The 19107-nt window shown below is 63.9% G+C and carries 16 protein-coding genes and 2 pseudogenes; 14 read left to right on the top strand and 4 right to left on the bottom strand.

Features of this window, described 5'->3' with window-relative positions; translation table 11 throughout:
* Positions 1 to 142 precede the first annotated feature (142 nt).
* The 3 genes from C1D09_RS22500 to ftsZ form a co-directional block, all read right to left on the bottom strand.
* The gene (locus tag C1D09_RS22500; protein ID WP_143976356.1) at positions 143 to 1414 is read right to left on the bottom strand and encodes an ABC transporter substrate-binding protein; all 1272 of its coding nucleotides are present in this window, start codon (positions 1412 to 1414) and stop codon (positions 143 to 145) included.
* A 36-nt stretch (positions 1415 to 1450) separates the two neighbouring features.
* Complete coding sequence (locus C1D09_RS22495; protein ID WP_143976355.1) at positions 1451 to 2494, bottom strand: substrate-binding domain-containing protein; 1044 nt, start codon at positions 2492 to 2494, stop codon at positions 1451 to 1453.
* A 176-nt stretch (positions 2495 to 2670) separates the two neighbouring features.
* The gene (gene ftsZ, locus C1D09_RS22490) at positions 2671 to 3708 is read right to left on the bottom strand and encodes a cell division protein FtsZ (protein ID WP_143976354.1); all 1038 of its coding nucleotides are present in this window, start codon (positions 3706 to 3708) and stop codon (positions 2671 to 2673) included.
* Positions 3709 to 3982: 274 nt separating this feature from the next.
* Between ftsZ and C1D09_RS22485 the strand changes: the two genes are divergently transcribed.
* The 5 genes and pseudogenes from C1D09_RS22485 to C1D09_RS22465 all read left to right on the top strand — a co-directional run bounded on the left by C1D09_RS22485 (position 3983) and on the right by C1D09_RS22465 (position 7630).
* Positions 3983 to 4258: a hypothetical protein gene (locus C1D09_RS22485; RefSeq protein WP_143976353.1), complete on the top strand. Its 276-nt coding sequence runs from the start codon at positions 3983 to 3985 to the stop codon at positions 4256 to 4258.
* Positions 4259 to 4269: 11 nt separating this feature from the next.
* Positions 4270 to 4968, top strand: a complete 699-nt coding sequence (locus tag C1D09_RS22480; protein WP_143976352.1) for a GntR family transcriptional regulator — start codon at positions 4270 to 4272, stop codon at positions 4966 to 4968.
* Positions 4969 to 5026: 58 nt separating this feature from the next.
* Positions 5027 to 5692 (top strand): annotated as a pseudogene (locus tag C1D09_RS22475) (IS1 family transposase); the annotation flags it as partial.
* Positions 5693 to 5701: 9 nt separating this feature from the next.
* Positions 5702 to 6043, top strand: a complete 342-nt coding sequence (locus C1D09_RS22470; protein ID WP_143976351.1) for a hypothetical protein — start codon at positions 5702 to 5704, stop codon at positions 6041 to 6043.
* Between the two features lie 231 nt (positions 6044 to 6274).
* The gene (locus C1D09_RS22465; RefSeq protein WP_143976350.1) at positions 6275 to 7630 is read left to right on the top strand and encodes a glutamine synthetase family protein; all 1356 of its coding nucleotides are present in this window, start codon (positions 6275 to 6277) and stop codon (positions 7628 to 7630) included.
* A 4-nt stretch (positions 7631 to 7634) separates the two neighbouring features.
* On the opposite strand, the gene C1D09_RS22460 is transcribed toward C1D09_RS22465, so the two are convergent.
* Positions 7635 to 8495, bottom strand: a complete 861-nt coding sequence (locus C1D09_RS22460) for a MurR/RpiR family transcriptional regulator (protein WP_143976349.1) — start codon at positions 8493 to 8495, stop codon at positions 7635 to 7637.
* Positions 8496 to 8660: 165 nt separating this feature from the next.
* Here C1D09_RS22460 and murA point away from each other — a divergent pair, with 165 nt between their 5' ends.
* The 9 genes and pseudogenes from murA to C1D09_RS22415 all read left to right on the top strand — a co-directional run.
* Positions 8661 to 9917: a UDP-N-acetylglucosamine 1-carboxyvinyltransferase gene (murA, locus tag C1D09_RS22455; protein ID WP_143976348.1), complete on the top strand. Its 1257-nt coding sequence runs from the start codon at positions 8661 to 8663 to the stop codon at positions 9915 to 9917.
* Positions 9914 to 10798: a glucosamine kinase nucleotide-binding domain-containing protein gene (locus tag C1D09_RS22450; protein WP_143976347.1), complete on the top strand. Its 885-nt coding sequence runs from the start codon at positions 9914 to 9916 to the stop codon at positions 10796 to 10798. Before murA ends, C1D09_RS22450 begins: the two co-directional genes overlap by 4 nt.
* 162 nt (positions 10799 to 10960) lie before the next feature.
* Positions 10961 to 11884 carry an N-acetylmuramic acid 6-phosphate etherase gene (gene murQ / locus C1D09_RS22445; RefSeq protein ID WP_143976346.1) on the top strand — a complete coding sequence of 308 codons (924 nt, stop codon included), beginning with the start codon at positions 10961 to 10963 and terminating at the stop codon, positions 11882 to 11884.
* A gap of 150 nt (positions 11885 to 12034) precedes the next feature.
* Positions 12035 to 13552 carry an ABC transporter substrate-binding protein gene (locus C1D09_RS22440; RefSeq protein WP_143976345.1) on the top strand — a complete coding sequence of 506 codons (1518 nt, stop codon included), beginning with the start codon at positions 12035 to 12037 and terminating at the stop codon, positions 13550 to 13552.
* Between the two features lie 31 nt (positions 13553 to 13583).
* Entirely contained in the window at positions 13584 to 14543 is a 960-nt protein-coding gene (locus tag C1D09_RS22435; RefSeq protein ID WP_143976344.1) for an ABC transporter permease, read from the top strand.
* Complete coding sequence (locus C1D09_RS22430) at positions 14543 to 15382, top strand: ABC transporter permease (RefSeq protein ID WP_143976343.1); 840 nt, start codon at positions 14543 to 14545, stop codon at positions 15380 to 15382. Before C1D09_RS22435 ends, C1D09_RS22430 begins: the two co-directional genes overlap by 1 nt.
* A pseudogene (locus tag C1D09_RS34405) lies at positions 15379 to 17116 on the top strand (ABC transporter ATP-binding protein). The gene C1D09_RS22430 and the pseudogene C1D09_RS34405 overlap by 4 nt, the downstream one beginning before the upstream one ends.
* 65 nt (positions 17117 to 17181) lie before the next feature.
* On the top strand, positions 17182 to 18126 hold the full coding sequence (locus C1D09_RS22420; RefSeq protein WP_246135834.1) for a serine hydrolase domain-containing protein: 945 nt from the start codon (positions 17182 to 17184) through the stop codon (positions 18124 to 18126).
* Between the two features lie 10 nt (positions 18127 to 18136).
* Positions 18137 to 19107, top strand: a 971-nt coding sequence (locus C1D09_RS22415) for an anhydro-N-acetylmuramic acid kinase (protein ID WP_143976341.1), incomplete at its 3' end; no start/stop codon positions are given.

Genomic DNA, 19107 nt, shown 5'->3' with positions numbered 1-19107 from the left:
GTGGTGCGGTCTGGGAGCCCGGAGTGCAACAAACTCCGGGCGCCCCCTCGGGAGGATGTCTTATCGTTTGACCATGATCTTCTTCGAAAACCGGCTTCCACTTTTCGCTGACGCGGGCCTTCGGTTCGGGATCATGATCTGGCTACTCCACCGGGCAAGCGCCCGTGGATGGCTTGTCGGGCGCCCAGCATGGCGCCTTCGCCTGGTCGATGATCGCCTTGAGGGCCGCCGCCTGCTGTTCGAGCACGCCGTGCACGTCCTCACCGCCGAGCACGATGCGCTCGAAGCTGTCGGTGTAGACCTGGTTGAACTTGCCACCGAGGTCCCCGAGCCCCATCGGCAACAGCGCTGGCAGTGCATCGGGAGCACCGGTCATCGTGGCGATGGCCGGGCCGAACGCCTTCACCGAAGCCGGCATGTCGTCGGGCAGCTTGACGTCGACCACGGGGAAGAAATTGGTCGCCTTCAGCGTGGCGATCTGGGTTTCCGGCTTCAGCATATAGGCGACCAGCGCCTTGGCCTTCTCCTGGTCCGGCGAGGTCTTCGGAATGGCGACGCCGGCCACGACCGGCATGAAGCCGCGGCCGGCAGGCCCGGCCGGCGCCGGGAAGGCAACAAATTCATCCGGCTTCTTGTTGAAGGCATCGGCGAGGCGCGCGACATGGTCGAACGCGACCCAGACTTCACCCGAAAGCAGCGGTTCCTGCATGAAGGCGTAGTTGGTCGAGTTCGGGTTGGTGTACTGCCACAATTCCTTGAACTTGTTCCAGGCCGTCTCGGCCTCGGCCGAACGGAATTTCGTGACCATCGAGCCGGTGTAGGACGGGTAGAGAAAGCCCTCGAAAAAACGATGCTTCAGCCCCTTGGGGCCCGCCGGAAAACCGAATTTCGGCGAGCCGGTCTTCTCGGCGATGTTCTTCGACCACGCGATCAGCTGGTCATAGGTGATTGTGTTGAGATCGGTGCCCGCTGGCAGATATTGCAGCGCCTGCTTGTTGGCCGCCATCAGATAGGTGGCCTGCATCCAGGGCATGTATTTCTGTTCGCCGGTGCCGAGCATGCCGAGCTTCTTGTAGGCCTCGTTGACCTTGACCCCGCCGACATCGACAGCCGACAGGTCGACAAGGTTGGCGCCGACGGTGGAGAAATCGCCATGCAGGCCGCCAAGCAGGCCGATCGTGCCGGAGCCGGCCTGCAATTCCGCCTGCAAGCGGGTGAGCCAGGGACCGTCCTCGGCGACCTGATAGTCGACCGCGCCCTCGAAGCCCTTGAGCACCTCGTCGCGCATCTTCTGCGTCTCTTCGACCGGGCGCGCCTGCGTCGACCAGAACAGCACCTGCTGGGCCTGCACTCCACCGACGGCGACCGACAGAGCCAGCGCGGCACCAGCCAGTGTCTTCAATGCTCTCATCATGGTCTTCCTCCCTGGATATGCGCCGGCATTGCGGCGTCAGCTTCTTGTCCGCGGCACCGGCCCATGGCTTGCCCGCGCAACCAGTGTCGGCCGGATCAGCCGCGTCAGCGGCTTGCCGGGCTTCTCGGCGATGACAGTGAGCAGCATGTCGGCGATCTCGCGCGCGCAATGGCGGATCGAGGCATCGAAAGTGGTCAGGCCCGGCGGCGCATAGGCGGAGGCGGCGATGTTGTCGAAACCGATGACGGACAGGTCCCGCGGCATGCCGAGCCCCGCACGGGCAGCCTCCTCCATCACGGTCAGCGCCAGTTCGTCGAACAAAGCGACAATGGCCGTCGGCCTGTCGGGGCCTCGCAGCATCCCGTTGACGACCTCGATGCGCGCCGCCTGGTCGAAGCGCGGCGCCGTGACCACGTCGAGCCGCACCGAGGGGTCGCCCCGCCGGGCGATGGCCGCGGCGAGACCATCCTGCCTGAGGAGGCGAAAGGTCATCGCTTCCGAGATCGTCACCAGGCCGAAATGGCGGTGGCCGAGATCATAGAGCATGTCGAAGGCTTCGCCGAAGGCGTGCGCGCCATCCGTGTCGAGCCAGTTGTAGCCAAAGTCGCTGTCGAGCAGCCGGCCGTGAGCGACGAACGGGAAGCCACGCTCGCGCAGATAGGCAAGGCGCACGTCGGTCTCGGCGATGCGGGTGACGACGACGCCATCGGCGCGCCCGGATTCAACGACGTGGCGCAGCACCGACAGTTCGGAATGGCCGAGTGCGGCCGTGGCCAGGATGAGGTCGGCGCCATGCGACACCAACCCTTCGCCGAGCCCGGTGACGAATTCGCCCAGGAAGGAATCGACAAGATTGGGGCCGCGGATCGGCAGGACGAGACCGACGAAGCCGCTGCGGCCCGAGACAAGCGTGCGCGCCGCGGTGTTGGGCACATAACCGGCCTGGCGTGCCGCCTGCGCGACACGCTCCCTCGTCTTCAGCGCGATCTGCTCATGGCCGGCAAGCGCCCGCGAGACCGTCGTGATCGACAGGTCGAGGCTTGCCGCGAGCTCCTTCAGCGTGATGACGCGACTCGTCATCGATCCTCCCCAAGGTCAATTTGAAACGTTTGTAGTCGTCTTTTGCAAGAATGCAAACGTTTTAAATTTCGGTCAGAGATGGCCACCTGGCTCGAACAGGGCGCAAGCAAGTGGGGCGCGCCTGCTTCATGCCGCAGGCCGCCTCCGCGAGGACGCGTCAATTCGAGGAGAAAGGCTTACTGCAAGATCCGCGCGGCGGACGGCATGGAATGGTCATGCGCGATGCCGGCATCGGCGTCGCCCACGCCGAGCGCACGGTCGAGACCGGTCGCCACCACCGAGACCCTGAAACGGCCTTCCATGCTCTTGTCGAAAATGGCGCCAACGATGATGTCGGCATCCTCGTAGACCTCCTCGCGGATGCGGGTGGCGGCCTCGTCGACCTCGAACAGGGTCATGTCGCGGCCGCCCGATATCGAGACCAGCACGCCCTTGGCGCCCTTCATCGACACTTCGTCAAGCAGCGGGTTGGCGATCGCGGCTTCGGCCGCCTTCATCGCCCGGCTTTCGCCCGACGCCTCGCCGGTTCCCATCATGGCGCGGCCCATGCCGCGCATGACCGATTTGACGTCGGCGAAGTCGAGATTGATCAGGCCTTCCTTGACGATGAGATCGGTGATGCAGCTGACGCCCGAATAAAGCACCCGGTCAGCGATGACGAACGCATCGGCGAAGGTGGTCTTGGCATCGGCGATGCGGAACAGGTTCTGGTTCGGGATGACGATCACGGTGTCGGCGGCTTCGCGCAGCCGCTCGATACCTTCCTCGGCCATCTGCATGCGACGCCGGCCCTCGAAGGTGAAGGGCTTGGTGACGACGCCCACCGTCAGGATGCCGGCCTTGCGCGCGGCTTGCGCGATGATCGGGGCAGCGCCGGTGCCGGTACCGCCGCCCATGCCGGCGGTGACGAAACACATATGCGTGCCGGCCAGATGGTCCATGATCTCGTCGAGCGATTCCTCGGCCGCGGCGCGGCCGATCTCGGGCAGCGAGCCGGCGCCCAGACCTTCGGTGACATGCGCGCCAAGCTGGATCAGCCGCGTCGCCTTCGACATGGTCAGCGCCTGGGCATCGGTATTGGCGGCGATGAATTCGGTTCCCTGAAGCTGCTCCGCGATCATGTTGTTGATGGCGTTGCCGCCGCCGCCGCCGACACCGATAACGGTGATCTTGGGCCTCATCTCGGAGATTTCCGGCTTCTTGAACTCGGCCATGCCTGCTTCTCCTTCGCCAATTGCGCGCGCTTCACGACCCATGAGCAGACTGTCTGCAAGACATTGCAATCGAGCGGCATGACGCGAATCAGTCCGTCCGGATGGGTACCCCAAAAAGCCAGAGAGCGGCCGGACGTGCAAGTGCGCGCAAGGTCAAGATTTGTGATCGCGATATTGCAAACCGCTACGCGGATGCCACTTGCCTGCAAACGAGGGCGAAAGGCCAGCACTTGCGGCTTCCCAGCGAACGTTGGCGCGAAGCGAACGCCGATCCATGGCGCAGATGCTGATCATCCATGCCAATCACCGACACAGCCCGGCTGCTTTGTCCCAGCTGCGCGAAACCGGGCTGCCGGACAGTCTCTCCCACATGCGCCGGCTTCGTTCCGCGCGACCTGCCCTTGGCCGCATTGCGACGGCTTGCCGCGCAACGATTGAGGCGTCTATCATGCGCCGATATATCGCCGACTTCGGCGTCCGCCGTGCTAGGCCCAATCAGGATCACCTGCGGCTGCCGCCGTCAGGCCAGATTTCAGAACGAATGAAGTAGCGCCCCCGCCAATGGCCGACAGAACACAATTCGGGTTGAGCGCCATCGACAGCGTACCCCTGCATGAAAAGGTCTATCTGGAGCTTGTGCGGGCGCTGATGTCGGGCCAGTTCACGCCCGGCCAGAAGCTGACGTCGCGCAAGCTCGCCAAGGAACTCGGCACCAGCGACATGCCCGTGCGCAGCGCCTTCATGCGGCTGCAGGCATTGCGGGCGCTAAGCCCGATGCCGAACGGCAGCGTCGAAGTGCCGGTTATTTCGGCCGAACGGTTTTCGCAACTGACGGCCGTGCGCACGACGCTCGAAGGCTCGGCGACCGAGCTCGCGACAAAGCGCATCAACGGCAACAACCTGCGGACGATTCGACGCCACAGCACCGAATTGACCCTGGCTGCGCGCGAAGGCGATATCGACGACTATCTCAGGAAGAATTACGCTTTCAAGTTCTCGATCTATCGCCATTGCGGTAACGAGCAGATGATCTTCCTGATCGAGACCGTGTGGATGCAGGTCGGCCCCTTCCTCCGGAACCTCGCCATGGGGTTTGAGGACGATCTCTCCTCCATCCTCGACATCGACTATCACGAGGAAGTCGTCGCCGCGATCGAGGCGCAGGACGCGGCGCGTGCTCGCGCGGCTATCGTTCGCGACATCGACGAAGGCGCGGCGCACATCTTGCGCCAGGCCAAATTTCCGGATTCCAGGAGCTAGGACGCAAAGGCCGATCGTGCCCGCCTGGCCGCGAAGACGGGATACCGAATGCCGGTAGTGGGCCAAGCAGAAGAACGTCGCGACCGCCAAGGCCGCTCCGGAAGGCGCTGGCGACACATGGACATGGACGGCAATTGATGCCGACACCAAGCTTGTCGTGTCGTGGCTGGTCGGCGGGCGTGACAGCGAATACGCGATGGGCTTCATGGACGATCTTTCGCGCCGCCTCGCCAATCGAGTGCAGCTTACCAGTGATGGCCACAGGGCTTATCTAGAGGCTGTCGAAGGCGCATTCGGCGGCGACATCGACTACGCTATGCTGATCAAGCTCTACGGGGCTCCGCCTGACAGCGCCAAGGGTCGCTACAGCCCCGCTGGCTATGTCGGCTCACGCAAGACCAATGTCGAGGGGAACCCCGATCCTAAGCATGTCAGCACGTCATTTGCGGAACGCCAGAACCTAACCATGCGGATGCACATGCGCCACTTTACTCGCCTGACCAATGGCTTTTCCAAAAAGGTGGAGGGTCACGCCAACGCGGTCGCGCTGCACTTCATGTACTACAATTTTGTTCGCATCCATGCGACCTTGCGCATGACCCCGGCGATGGCCGCTGGCGTGACTGGGAAGCTTTGGGAGATTGGTGACATCGTGGCGTTGATCGAAGCGAAGGAAGCCGAAAAACCGATGGTTCGCGGGTCGTACAAGAGGCGGGAAGCATAAGGCGTAAGCATGCGAGAGGAAGAACGGCGTTCTATCATCCACTCACTGGTTGAGTTGGATCGGCCGGTTGCCGAGCTTGAAACGCTCCTAGCGCCGCTTCCCTGGGATTATCCAAAACCGCTGGTCAGACTGACCTACAATCACATTCGAAGCGTTCTCTTGCGCTTTCTGGCCGGGAACCTTGGCGCGAAGGACGTGGAGGAATGGGCAGAACTTGTTGAAATGCGAGATGACATTGAGTTCGCGGACGAGCGGACGAAAGAGGTAATCCACACGCTGTCCACGCCGCAGATCCACTTTCCTATCGATGGTCAGCTTGCGCAGCTTCTGCTCTCGCCAATTTCAAACTGACCCACTACCCGAATGCCCCTTGGCTTTCCGCCTTCTTGCCTCTATGTTGCGATCGCAGATCGCGAAATTGGTTTTTGGAATGCCTCCCGACATCCCAGCTAGTGACTTGAAAAGATAAGGAAAAATATCCGGCAGTGGCTGGATAGGCTTTCCAGAAACTCACAAGCATTTTTTTGCCAGGGATCGCGCAGCCGGTAGGGGTTGGGCACCTTCGAAAACCAGGGGTTTAAATTGAGCGATGCAATTGCGGACGTTCTGAGCTGGCTTGAAAGCAGAAGCGACATACAGAGCCTGAGGGCGGCGGTGTGCGACCTCAACGGCGTCATGCGGGGAAAACGCATACCCGTGGAGCAGGCCCGCAAGGCGCTGGAAGGCAAGCTGCGCATGCCCTATTCGCTGATCGGGCTCGACATCTGGGGCGAGGACATCGAAGGCAACAGTCTGGTTTTCTCGACCGGCGATGCCGATGGCCTCTGCCAATGGACGGGACGCGGCATCTTGCCGGTGGACTGGACGGCGCATCCGACCGCGCTTGTCCCGCTCTGGCTCGCCGATGAAAGCGGCGCGCCGTATCTCGGCGATCCCCGGCGTGCACTGGCCCGTATCCTAGACCGCTACAAGGCGCTTGGCCTGACCCCGGTCGCGGCGACGGAACTTGAATTCTATCTGGTCGATCCGCAATCGCAGCGGCCGGTCGGTCCTGTCTCGCCTGTCACCGGGCGGCGCCTCGATTCCGACGCGGCACTGTCGATCGACGAGATCGACGACTTCGAAGCCTTCATCCACGACGTCTACGAAGCATGCCGGGCGCAAGGCATTCCGGTCGACACGGCGATTGCCGAAAATGGCGTCGGCCAGTTCGAGATCAATCTGAACCATGTCGCCGACGCGCTGCGGGCGGCCGACGACGCGGTGCTGTTCAAGCGCACGGTGAAGGGCATTGCCCGCAAGCACGGCTTTGCCGCCTGCTTCATGGCCAAACCCTATGGCGACCGCGCCGGCAACGGCTTTCACGTGCATTTCAGCCTGGTCGACGGCGAAGGGCGCAATGTGTTCGACGACGGCACCGATCAGGGCTCGGAAACCATGCGTCACGCGGTCGGCGGGCTGCTGGCGGCGATGGCCGAGAGCACGCTGGTGTTCGCACCGCACTTCAATTCCTACCGCAGGCTCCGCCCACGTTCCTATGCGCCGACGGCGGTCGCCTGGGGCTACGAGAACCGCATGGTCGCGATCCGCATTCCCGGCGGCCCGACCGGGGCCCGCCGCATCGAGCATCGCGTGTCGGGAGCGGACGCCAATCCTTATCTGGTGCTTGCCGCCATATTGGGCGCGGCCCTGATCGGCATCGAAAGGGAGATGTCGCCGGGCGAGCCGACCGGGAGCGAAGGACAAGGCGCGGCACCAGCCAAGCTGCCGCCGGACTGGGCCTCGGCGATCGCCACCTTCGAAAGCGGGACACATGTGGCGGAGATTTTCCCGGCGATCCTGCGCGACTCCTTCGTCGCCTGCAAACGCCAGGAGTTGAATACGTTTGCTCTCAACGTCAGCGATTTCGAGATCGAGACCTATCTCGAAAGTGTCTGAGGCCCTACGAGGACCGCTCGGCCTTCAGCACCGAGACCGCCGCCTCGCTGTTGTGGACGTAGTCGTTGGCGTCCGGCTGCTTCTGCAGCAAAAGGATGAACAACAGATCGGTCAGCGTCAGTTGCGCGTCGCGCGCGGTGATTGAGGAAGAGCGCGCGCGCTCCTCGTCGGCGATGGTGTAGAGGCGGATGTCGGCGACCCGGCTCAGCGGATTGTCGTGCAGGCCGGTGACGGCGATCACCGTCGTGCCGCGCCTGGCGGCGAGTTCGGCGATGCGCAAGGTTTCGATGCTGGCGCCGGAATAGGAGAGCGCGAACAACACGTCGCCAGGCCCGAGCGTCGCGGCATTGGCCATCTGGATGTGGCTATCGCTGTCATGCAGCACGTTGCGGCCTAGCTTCATCAGCTTGTAGGAGAAATCGCGCGCCACCAGCGAGGAGGCGCCGACGCCGACCAGATGGATGCGGCGGGCGCCATCAAGCAGCTCCAGCGTCCGGGAGATGATGCGCTCGCTGTTGGCGGCGGCGGTCTGCTGCATCGACAGAAGCTTACTGCCGATCAGTTTCTTGAGGATGACCGGATAGGTGTCGCCAACCTCAATGGAGCCGTGGATGACGCCGGCCGGCACCTGCCAGTCCTGTGCCTTCGCCTCGCTGACCGCGAGCTTGAGCTCCTGGTAGCTGGCATAGCCGAGCTTCTGGCTAAACTTGACGACACTCGACTGACTGCGGCCGATCTCGGCAGCCAGCGCTGCCGTCGACAGGCGCAGCATCTGCTCGGGATTGTCGACGATGTACTGGCCGATCTCGCGGTCGCCGGGCGCCATGCCGTCGAGCTTCGCATTGATCTTCTTGAGAACGGACATGGACCCCTCTGAGCGCTTCGATGCTCGGAGGAATAAAATATTCCAATTTCGATTGACAGCCAAGAACGCAGAATTAATTCTTGAATCGGCCAGGTTCGGCAATCGAATGGCTCTCCTGGAGAGACCGGACCGCCGGCCGGGCTTTCGTCACCAAAGGGTTCAGCCATGGACAGATTGCGGATCGTCGGCGGCCAAAGACTGGAAGGCGCGGTCACCATTTCCGGCGCCAAGAACGCTGCCTTACCGCAGATCGCGGCCGCCCTGCTCAGCCCCTACCCGCTCGAACTGACCAACCTGCCTGATGTGACCGATGTCGAAAACATGCTGGGCGTGGTGCGGCTTCACGGCGCCGAGGTGACGCCATCGCCGCATGCCGCGACAATCGATACGAGTGCGGCCGTTTCCAAGGAGACGTCCTATGACACAGTGCGGAAAATGCGCGCGACGGTGCTGGTTCTGGCGCCACTGCTCGCGCGTTTCGGTCATGCCCGGGTATCGCTGCCGGGCGGCTGCGCGATCGGCGCGCGACCGGTCGACATGCATGTCGCGGCGCTCGCGGCGCTCGGTGCGAAGATCGCCATCGAGAATGGCCTGATCGTCGCCTCGGCGCCGAACGGGCTGACCGGCACGCGCGTCGTGCTCAGTTCGCCGTCCGTCGGAGCAACGGAAACCGCCATGATGGCGGCGACCACGGCCAAGGGCGAAACCGAAATCCTCAACGCAGCGCGCGAACCGGAAGTGGCCGATCTCGCCGCTTGTCTCAACGCCATGGGGGCGCGCATCGAGGGCGCCGGCACGCACCGCATCCTGATCGCCGGCGACACCGGTTGGCACGCGGCCCGGCACGACATCATTCCGGACCGCATCGAGGCCGGCACCTATGCCATCGCCGCGGCGATCACCGGCGGCCAGCTTGAGCTCACCCACGCCCGGCTCGAGCACATGGCCTCGGTGGTGCAATTGCTGGAGGCCACCGGCGTCAGCGTCTGGCCTGGCGATCGCGGGCTCATCGTCTCGCGCGACCGCCCGCTCAGGGCCGCCGATCTCACAACGGAACCCTATCCGGGGTTTCCGACCGATCTGCAGGCGCAGTTCATGGCGCTCATGTGCTGCGCCGAGGGCGCGTCGCTGCTGCGCGAAACCATCTTCGAGAACCGCTTCATGCATGTGCCCGAACTGATGCGGCTTGGCGCCAACATCAAGCTGCAAGGCACCATGGCGCTGGTGCGCGGCGGCGAGAAGCTGCATGGCGCGCAGGTGATGGCCACCGACCTGCGCGCTTCTGTGTCACTGGTGCTGGCGGCATTGGTCAGCGAAGGCCAGACGATCATCAACCGCGTCTATCATCTCGATCGCGGCTATGAGCAGTTGGACCGCAAGCTGCGTCTCTGCGGCGCCGACATCGAGCGGCTGAGCGCATGAGCAGCCCGTGCTATTTCCTCGGCGTCGATGGCGGCGGAACCGGCTGCCGGGCCCGTGTCGAAGATGCGGAAGGCAACGTGCTGGGACAAGGCCTGTCCGGTCCAGCGACGACGCGACTCGGCATCGACACGGCCTGGGCCTCCATTGCCAAGGCCTTTGCCACGGCGATCGAGGAGGCTGGCTTTGGACCAACCGAGATCGCTGGGATTCACGCTGGCATCGGGCTTGCCGGTATCGGCCGCAAGGGCGCGCTGGAGACGTTGCGGGCAATCGCGCACCCGTTTGCCAGCATCGATTTCGTCAGCGACGGCGTCGGCGCCTGCCTGGGCGCGCATTCCGGTCAGGACGGCGCCATCGTCATCGCCGGCACCGGTTCGATCGGCCTCGGCTTTGTCGAGGGACGCGACCTGCGCGTCGGCGGCTACGGTTTTCCGATCTCCGACGAAGGCAGCGGCGCCCATCTTGGGCTGAAAGCCGTGCAACTGGCGTTGCGCGGTCATGACGGCCGGCACGAGCGGACGGCGCTGTTGGCGGAGGTGATGCAACGTTTCGAGGGTGACCCGATGGCGGCGGTCGCCTGGATGGATCGCGCCAGCGCCACGGATTACGCTGCTCTGGCGCCGATGGTCATGCGCCATGCCGACCAGGGCGATCCCGCCGGGCGGCGTATCGTGCAAAGTGCGGCAGGGCAGATCGACACGTTGGTGCGGGTGCTGTTCGAAAAAGGCGCGCCGCGCGTGACCTTGCTGGGCGGCCTCGCCAGCCCTCTCGAACCCTGGCTTTCGCCCGATGTTCGGCGCCGCCTGAAGCCCGCCGACGGCGACGCCGTGTCCGGCGCGATCATCCTTGCCAAGAGATCGCCCCGCCTCTTGTGGGCCTAGCGAAGAGATAGGAATAAAATATTCCGATCTCCTGTTGACGATGAGAATATCCAATTCTAGAAAGTTAACAACGAAGAACTTCGATGACGGATCACGTCCGTGTGCCCTGGTGCCGGTTGAGCCATGCCGGACGCCGGCAGCAGAATCTTTGAAAGCACTGGAATGACCGAGCAAGGTTTGATGTCTGAGCTGGACCTGCTGGTTTCCGAAGGCCGCAATCCGCGGACGATGGATATCGACCTGCTGCCGACCATCGATGTGCTGCGCAAGATCAATGACGAGGACAGGATTGTCCCGGCGGCTGTCGAAAAGGTGCTGCCGGCAATCGCCGCCGCGGTCGACCGGATCGTGCTTGCATTCCAGAAAGGCGCGCGCCTGATCTATGTCGGCGCGGGCACCAGCGGCCGCCTCGGCGTCCTCGATGCTTCCGAATGCCCACCCACTTTCGGCGTGCCCGAAGACATGGTGATCGGCCTGATCGCCGGCGGCCCGGACGCCCTGGTGCGATCGACGGAAGGTGCCGAGGATGACCCGAAAATGGGTGCGCGGGCATTGCAGGAGATCAGGCTGACACCGGACGACGTCGTGGTGGGCATCGCCGTCAGCGGGCGCACCCCCTACGTCATCGGCGGGCTGAACTATGCGAAGCAGGTCGGCGCGACCACGGTTGCCCTGTCCTGCAATCCGGCATCGACCATTGCCGGCATCGCCGACATCGCCATCTCGCCGGTCGTCGGCCCTGAGGTTCTTACCGGATCGACCCGGCTGAAGTCGGGAACGGCGCAGAAGCTGGTGCTCAACATGCTGACAACGGCCTCGATGATCCGCATCGGCAAGAGCTATGAGAATCTGATGGTCGACCTCAACCCGTCCAACAAGAAGCTGGTCGCGAGAGCCATCAGGATCATCATGCAGACCAGCGGCTGCACGGCGCAGCGTGCCAAACGGGTTCTCGCCCAGGCCGGCAATGATGTGAAGCTGGCGATCCTGGTGGCGATCACAGGCTTCGATGTCGAGGAAGCGCGCGCGGCGCTCGGAAAGGCCGGAGGTTTCCTGCGAAAGGCGATCAGCGACAGGACGGCATGAAGCCGCACGAGACAAGACGGCAAGGAGCCGCTTTAGACAAGACGGCGTCAAGCCGCATAGACTGGGCCGATACTCCAAAGCATGTGTGCCTTGGAAGCGGTCCGTAGAAACTGCAAGGCATCAAGTTCAAAATCATAATGGGAGACAAAAATGGCAAGGCATCTCACAAGGACACTCCTGTCGGGCATCACGGTTGCCGCGATGCTCGGCGTGGCTGTGGTTTCAGCGCAGGCGGCAACGCTGCATATGGCCTGGTCGCAGGACGCCACGGGACTTGACCCGCACAAGCAGACGGCCTTTTCGTCGCTGCGGCTGCTGGAACTGATCTATGAGCCGCTGGTGCGCGTCGATGCCAGCCTGCAGATCATCCCCGCCATCGCCACATCCTGGGAGTTCTCCAAGGACGGCAAGGAGCTGACCTTCAAGCTCGATTCCAAGGCGAAATTCCAGGACGGCACGGCCGTCACCTCAGCCGACGTCAAGGCCTCGTTCGAGCGCATTCTCGACGAGAAGACGGGCGCGGCGGCCCGCGCCAATTTCCTGTCGATCGCCGGCATCGACACGCCGGACGCCGCCACCGTCGTATTCCATCTGTCGCAGCCCGACGTGCCGATCCTGACGGCGATGAGCGACGTCAACGCGGCCATCGTCCCAGCCAGTGAAATCAAGGCTGGCTCGATCGGCACCAAGGCGGTCGGCTCGGGCCCGTTCAAGCTCGACAAGTGGGACCCCAACGCCAAGGAAGTCTTGAAGGCCAACAAGGACTGGGCCGGCGGCGCCACCGGCGTCGACGGCATCGAGATCAGCGTGCTGCCGGACGAAGCGGCGATCCTCGCCGCCATGCGCACCAAGCAGATCGATTTCGCCCTGCTCAACGATCCACTGGTCGCCACGCTGGTGCCGAAAGAGGCGAGCCTGCAGCTGAATCGCGTACCGGTGCTTGCCTATCACGTGCTGCAGCTCAACCCGTCGCGCAAGCCGATGACCGAGCTCAAGGTGCGCCAAGCCATCTCCTGCGCCATCGACCGGCAGGAGGTGCTGGACACGGCTTCGCTCGGCGAAGGCAAGGTGACCGGACCGCTGACCATCCCGGCGCTCGCCACCGATCCGACCCAGCTGTTCTGCTACAAGCGCGATGTCGAAAAGGCCAAGAAGCTGATGGCGGAGGCCGGCTTTGCCGACGGCTTTTCGGCGACCGTGATCGGCGCCACCGGCGAGCCGCCGACGGCGGCGGCGGAAGCCCAGGTCATCCAGTCGCAGCTGGCTGAAATCGGCGTCAAGCTCGACATCAAGATGATGGAGCTCAACGTCTATGTCGACGCCTGGCTGAAGGGCGATTTCGACATGGCGATCGCGCTCAATGGCGGCCGCGCCGACCCCTACACCATGTACAACCGCTACTGGACCAAGGCAGGCAATCTGCAGAAGGTGGCGAACTATATCGACGACACGCTGGACAGCCAGATGCAGCAGGGCCGCGCCGAGACCGATCCGGCCAAACGAAAGGCGATCTTCGCCGACTTCGAGAAGCACCTCGCGGAGATGTCGCCGTGGATCTGGCTCTACACCTCCTACAGCTATACCGCCCAGCAGAAGAACATCGCCGGCTTCGTGCCGACGCCGACGGGCACGCTGTTCAGCCTGAGCAAGGTTACCATCCAGCAGTAGCCGCAGGCATTGGGCGAGAGGACTTCTTCGCGTGAACTATCTGATGCGACGACTGGCGACGTTTCCTCTCGTCCTGCTTGGCGTGTCCATCCTGGTCTTCGTGGCGATCCGGATGGTGCCCGGCGATTCGATCACGGCGATGCTGGGCACCGAAGCCGGCCTGCTGACGCCGGCACAACGGGATTCGCTCGCCGCATATTTCGGCATCGACCAGCCCTGGTTCGTCCAGTACTGGCGTTGGATCGGCGGGATCCTGCAGGGCAATTTCGGCGTCTCGGTCACCTATGGTAGGCCGGTGCTCGACGTCATCCTCGAACGCTTCCCGCTGACGCTGGAATTGGCTCTGCTGTCGATGGTCATCGCGCTTGCCGTCGGCATGCCGGCCGGAATCTATGCCGCCACGCACAACGAAAAACGGTCGGATCTCGGGGTGCGCATCGTCGCCATGATCGGCCAGTCAACGCCGAGCTTCGTGCTTGGCCTGTTGATCATCTACACGCTGTCGGCCGGCTTCGGTGTGCTGCCGGCGATGGGTGAATTCGCGCCGCTCTGGCAGGATCCCTTGCGCAATCTCAGCCAGTTGATCCTGCCAGCCATCACGTTGGGCTTTGCCTTCGCCGCGTCGGTCACGCGCATATCACGCTCGGCCATGCTCGACGTTTTGAGCGACGACTATGTGCGCACCGCGCGCAGCAAGGGCGCTTCGGCGCGCAGCGTCATCTGGCGCCATGCCTTGCCGAATGCGCTGATCCCGGTGGTGACGCTGAGCGGCATCGAATTCGGCTATCTCCTGGGCGGCGCCGTCATCGTCGAGCAGATCTATGCCTTGCCCGGCCTCGGACGCATGGTGCTCGACGCCATCCTGCAGCGCGATTACGCGCTGGTGCAGGGCGCGGTGCTGTTCATCGCCTTCAACTTCATGATCGTCAATCTCCTGGTCGACCTCGCCTATGTCGCGCTCGATCCGCGCATCAGGCTGGGAGAGTCCTGATGCGCATCCTGCGCGCCATCTTCGGCCATGGCAGCGGCCGCATCGGCGGCGTCATCGTCGGCGTCTATCTAGTGATCGCGGTTCTCGGCCTGCTCGGGCTGACCCCACACAACCCGATCACGCAGTTCCGTATCGACCGGCTGCACGCCCCCAATGGCGCCTACTGGATGGGCACCGATTTGTTCGGCCGCGACGTCGCCAGCCGGCTGATGGCCGGCATCGGGCAATCCTTCACGGTCGCCTTCTTCTCGGTGGCCTTCGCGACCCTTGCCGGCACTGTGCTCGGGCTGGCCGCAGCCTGGCTCGGACGCCGCTGGGACGGCGTGGTGATGCGCATCATGGATGTGCTGCTGGCATTCCCGGCAATCCTTCTGGCGCTGCTCATCGTGACCGTCGCCGGGCCAGGCACATGGACCAGCGTCGTCGCCATCGGCATCGTCTACACGCCGATCTTCACGCGCGTGGTGCGCGGCCCTGCCCTGTCGCTCAAGGCACGCGAATTCGTCGACGCCGCACGCACTTTTGGAAGCAGTTCCAGCTACATCGTCACGCGGCACCTGCTGCTCAATCTGGTGGCGCCGCTGACGGTGCAGGTGACGCTGGCGCTGGCCTGGGCGCTGCTCACGGAAGCCGGGTTGAGCTTCCTTGGGCTGGGCACACAGCCGCCAGCCGCCTCGCTTGGCCTGATGCTGAGCGACAGCCGCAATCTGATGGAGACCGCGCCCTGGCTGATGATCTTTCCGGGACTGACCATAATGATCAGCATCCTCGGCTTCAACCTGCTGGGTGATGCCTTGCGCGACATCCTCGACCCCAGGATGCGGAGGGTGCCGGCATGACGCCGCTGCTGTCGGTCCGCGATCTGCACGTCGGCTTCGGCCGCGATCCGCATGCCAATGAGGTGGTGCGCGGCGTCAGCTTCGACCTTGCCGATGGTGAAACACTTGCAATCGTCGGCGAAAGCGGCTCCGGCAAATCCGTCACCGCGCTGTCAATCAACCGGCTGATCGATTTCGGTGGCGGCCGCATCACCGGCGGCGCGATGACGCTGAAGCGGGCCGACGGCAGTCTCCTCGACCTGATAACTGCCCCCGAACCGCAGCTGACCGGCATTCGCGGCGCCGAGATCGGCATGATCTTCCAGGAGCCGATGACCTCGCTCAATCCGGTGCTGACCATCGGCACGCAGATCGAGGAATCGTTTCGCCTGCACCGCGGCCTGACCGGCCGGCAAGCCACGGCGGCGGCCAAGGATGCGCTCGACCGCGTGCGCATTCCCGATGCCGCGAGGCGGCTCAAATACACGCCAAACCAGCTGTCGGGCGGCATGCTGCAAAGGGTGATGATCGCCATTGCGCTCGCCTGCAACCCACGCCTGCTGATCGCCGACGAGCCGACCACCGCGCTCGACGTCACCGTGCAGGGCGTTGCTGGCCGAGTTGAAGCGCGAAACAGGCATGTCTGTCATCTTCATCACCCACGACATCGGCCTGGTTGCCGGCATCGCCGACAAAGTGATGGTGATGCAGAACGGGCAGGCCGTGGAGCAAGGCGAGTTGAATCAGATCCTCGACAGGGCGCGGCATCCCTATACCCAGCATCTGCTGCAGGACGTGCCGCATTTCGCCAATGGAAGCGTGACCCGCGCGGACGGCCAGCGAGACAAGAGTGAAAACACGGAGCCGGCCTTGAAGGTCGACGGCCTGGTGGTGCGGTTTCCCCTCAAGAGCAATTTCTTCAGCCGCGCCACCGGCGCCGTGCATGCCGTCGATGGCGTCGACTTCGACCTGATGCCGGGCGAGACGCTGGCCATCGTCGGCGAAAGCGGTTCCGGCAAATCGACCACCGCGAAGGCGGTGCTGGGGCTGGTGCGCTCGACGCGCGGCAACTTCTCGCTCGGCACTCGAAAGACTTCTGCCGAGCACAGCGCCAAGCCCGTGCAGATGGTCTTCCAGAACCCCTATGCCTCGCTCAATCCGAGGCTGGCCATCGAAAGCATCCTGGCCGAACCGGTGATCGCGAACGGTGGTCGTGTGGACACCGAGACACGCGCCAGAATGGCGAGCCTGCTGGAACGGGTCGGCTTGCCCCGAAATAGCCTGGAGCGCTATCCGCATGAATTCTCGGGCGGCCAGCGGCAGAGGCTGTGCATTGCCCGCGCGCTGATGCTCAATCCGTCCGTGGTCGTTCTCGATGAGGCGGTATCGGCACTGGACGTCTCGGTGCAGGCCAAGGTGCTGGAGTTGCTGGTCGAATTGCAGCGCGAGTTCGGTCTGGCCTATCTCTTCATCTCGCACGACATGGCGGTTGTCGAGCGGATCGCGCACCGCATTGCTGTCATCTATGCCGGCCAGATCGTCGAGATCGGCGACGCGGCCTCGGTGCTGTCGAAGCCGAGGCACTCCTATACGAAGAAACTGATCGCAGCGGTTCCGACCATCGACCGGCGGCGCGAGCATTTCGAGATCGACACACGCCAGGTGCCCTCGCTCGTGCGCCCGCAGGGTTTCGAGCCGGCGCCGGCGCGATGGGAGCAGTTCGGCCCGGACCATCGAGCGAGGGTTGAGGCGTGACGTCAGTTCTTTCGACCGATCTTCAACAGCTCTTCGACCGCGCCTTCGCACCGTTGGAAGCCGCAATGGGTGCCAAGCGGATTCCCGGCGGCGTGCTCGGCATTGTCGACAGCAATGGCCATCGCATCGTCAGGGCTATCGGCTCGGCGCAACTCGTGCCCAAGCAGCGTCCAATGACGGTCGAAACCTGGTTCGACCTGGCATCGCTGACCAAAGTCATATTCACCACGCCGCGCATCCTGGCGCTGGCGGAAACCGGCGTCATCGATCTCGACGCGCCGCTGATCTCGGTGCTGCCCGATCTTCGCCAGTACGATCAATCGGCGTGGGAGCGGAAGGTGACGTTTCGCCAGTGCCTCGGCCATCAGACGCCGTTTCCGGCTGTCGAACCGATCTACACTTACGGGCGCGATCCCGAATTGCTGCGTGCCTTCATCCTGCAGCGCGAATGGCGAGCCCGTGAGCCCGTCTATTCCGACATCAATTTCATCCTCCTCGGCTTTGCGCTGGAGCGGCTGTCGGGAAAGAGCATCCGCGACATGGATCCCTGCACCGGATTTGCCTGGTCCACCGATCCGGATGCCGCCGCGGCGACCGAGGACTGCACCTGGCGTCGTCGCGTGCTCTCTGGTGAGGTTCACGACGACAATTGCTCGGCGCTGCAAGGCGCCGGTCATGCCGGGCTCTTCGGTACGGCGGCTTCGGTGCTTGATTTCGCGCAAGGGCTGCTGTCCGGTGCTTCCAAGAATTCGGTCGCGCTGATGCGCACGCCCTTGTCCGCTACCCGCACCCATGGCTGGGAGCGCTCCCATGAGGGTTGGTCCGGCGGGGCCTTGTGCAGCCCGGGAACGATCGGCCACACCGGCTTTACCGGCACGGGGTTGTGGATCGATTTCGACAAAGGCAAGGCCTGGACCTTGCTGACCAACCGGATCCATCCGACACGTCATTTCGACAGTGGAATCGTCCTGCTTCGGCAAGCGGTCGGCGACTTCGTCAATGGACTTTAGGAGCTAGATGATGGAACCAATCTGGGCCGTCGGCCTGATGACCGGCACCGTGCTTGACGGCAATATCGACGTCGCGCTGATCAAGACCGATGGCGAGCGCATCGACGATTTCGGCACCTACCGGCTGATGCCCTATCCCCAATCGATCCGTTCGCTGCTGGAGGAGACGCTGACTGCGGCAAGAGCCTGGAATTTTGTCGGGCCGGAACCGGCGATCTTCCGCGAGGCCGAGGAAGCGCTGACGCGTGCCCAGTCCGCAGCGGTCAGGGACTTGGTCGAGAGCTATGGCATGACCATGGCCGACATCGGCGTCGTCGGCTTTCACGGCCAGACGGTGCTGCATCGCGCGCCGCAGGTGGGACGGCTCGGCCAGACGCGGCAATTGGGTGACGGCGAGCTGATGCATTCCCTGTTGGGCACCAAGGTCGCCTATGATTTCCGCTCGGCCGACATGCGCGCGGGCGGGCAAGGCGCCCCTCTGGCCGCCGCCTATCACACGGCGCTGATGCGCAGCGCCGGCGCCAGCGGCGAAGTGGCCGTGCTCAATCTCGGCGGCGTCGCCAATGTCACCTGGTGGGACGGCGCCGACAATGTCGTCGCCTTCGACACCGGGCCGGCCAATGCGCCGCTCAACGATTTCATCAAATCGAAGGGGCTCGGCGACATGGACCGCGATGGCGCGCTTGGCCGCGCGGGAACGGTCGACGAGGCCCGGCTCGCCAAGCTGCTGCAGCATCCTTACCTCAGCAAGCCCTATCCCAAATCGCTGGACCGTTTCGATTTCGGCGCCGCCATGGCCGATGGCCTCGACGCCGAGGATGGCGCGGCCCTGCTCACCGCCTTCACGGCCGGCGCTGTCGGCAAGGCGCTCGACCTGTTGCCAAGCCGGCCCAGAAAATTGGTGGTCAGCGGCGGTGGCCGCCACAATCCGACGATGATGGCCATGCTCGCCAGCCGCGCCGGCGTCGAGGTGGTGCAGGC

Source organism: Mesorhizobium intechi (assembly GCF_002879535.1).
In the GTDB taxonomy this organism is placed as follows: Bacteria; Pseudomonadota; Alphaproteobacteria; order Rhizobiales; family Rhizobiaceae; genus Mesorhizobium; species Mesorhizobium intechi.
Note: the sequence above shows the minus strand (reverse complement) of the source record. Positions and strands in the feature narration are given on the sequence as shown.

Bases quoted from the DNA above. Each gene is read 5' to 3' on its own strand.
- C1D09_RS22430 (WP_143976343.1), top strand. From the start codon at position 14,543: ATGCGCATCCTGCGCGCCATCTTCGGCCATGGCAGCGGCCGCATCGGC.
- C1D09_RS22470 (WP_143976351.1), top strand. From the start codon at position 5,702: ATGCGAGAGGAAGAACGGCGTTCTATCATCCACTCACTGGTTGAGTTG.
- C1D09_RS22500 (WP_143976356.1), bottom strand. From the start codon at position 1,414: ATGATGAGAGCATTGAAGACACTGGCTGGTGCCGCGCTGGCTCTGTCG.
- murQ (WP_143976346.1), top strand. From the start codon at position 10,961: ATGACCGAGCAAGGTTTGATGTCTGAGCTGGACCTGCTGGTTTCCGAA.
- C1D09_RS22495 (WP_143976355.1), bottom strand. From the start codon at position 2,494: ATGACGAGTCGCGTCATCACGCTGAAGGAGCTCGCGGCAAGCCTCGAC.
- C1D09_RS22420 (WP_246135834.1), top strand. From the start codon at position 17,182: ATGGGTGCCAAGCGGATTCCCGGCGGCGTGCTCGGCATTGTCGACAGC.
- C1D09_RS22450 (WP_143976347.1), top strand. From the start codon at position 9,914: ATGAGCAGCCCGTGCTATTTCCTCGGCGTCGATGGCGGCGGAACCGGC.
- C1D09_RS22480 (WP_143976352.1), top strand. From the start codon at position 4,270: ATGGCCGACAGAACACAATTCGGGTTGAGCGCCATCGACAGCGTACCC.
- C1D09_RS22440 (WP_143976345.1), top strand. From the start codon at position 12,035: ATGGCAAGGCATCTCACAAGGACACTCCTGTCGGGCATCACGGTTGCC.
- C1D09_RS22485 (WP_143976353.1), top strand. From the start codon at position 3,983: ATGGCGCAGATGCTGATCATCCATGCCAATCACCGACACAGCCCGGCT.
- ftsZ (WP_143976354.1), bottom strand. From the start codon at position 3,708: ATGGCCGAGTTCAAGAAGCCGGAAATCTCCGAGATGAGGCCCAAGATC.
- murA (WP_143976348.1), top strand. From the start codon at position 8,661: ATGGACAGATTGCGGATCGTCGGCGGCCAAAGACTGGAAGGCGCGGTC.
- C1D09_RS22460 (WP_143976349.1), bottom strand. From the start codon at position 8,495: ATGTCCGTTCTCAAGAAGATCAATGCGAAGCTCGACGGCATGGCGCCC.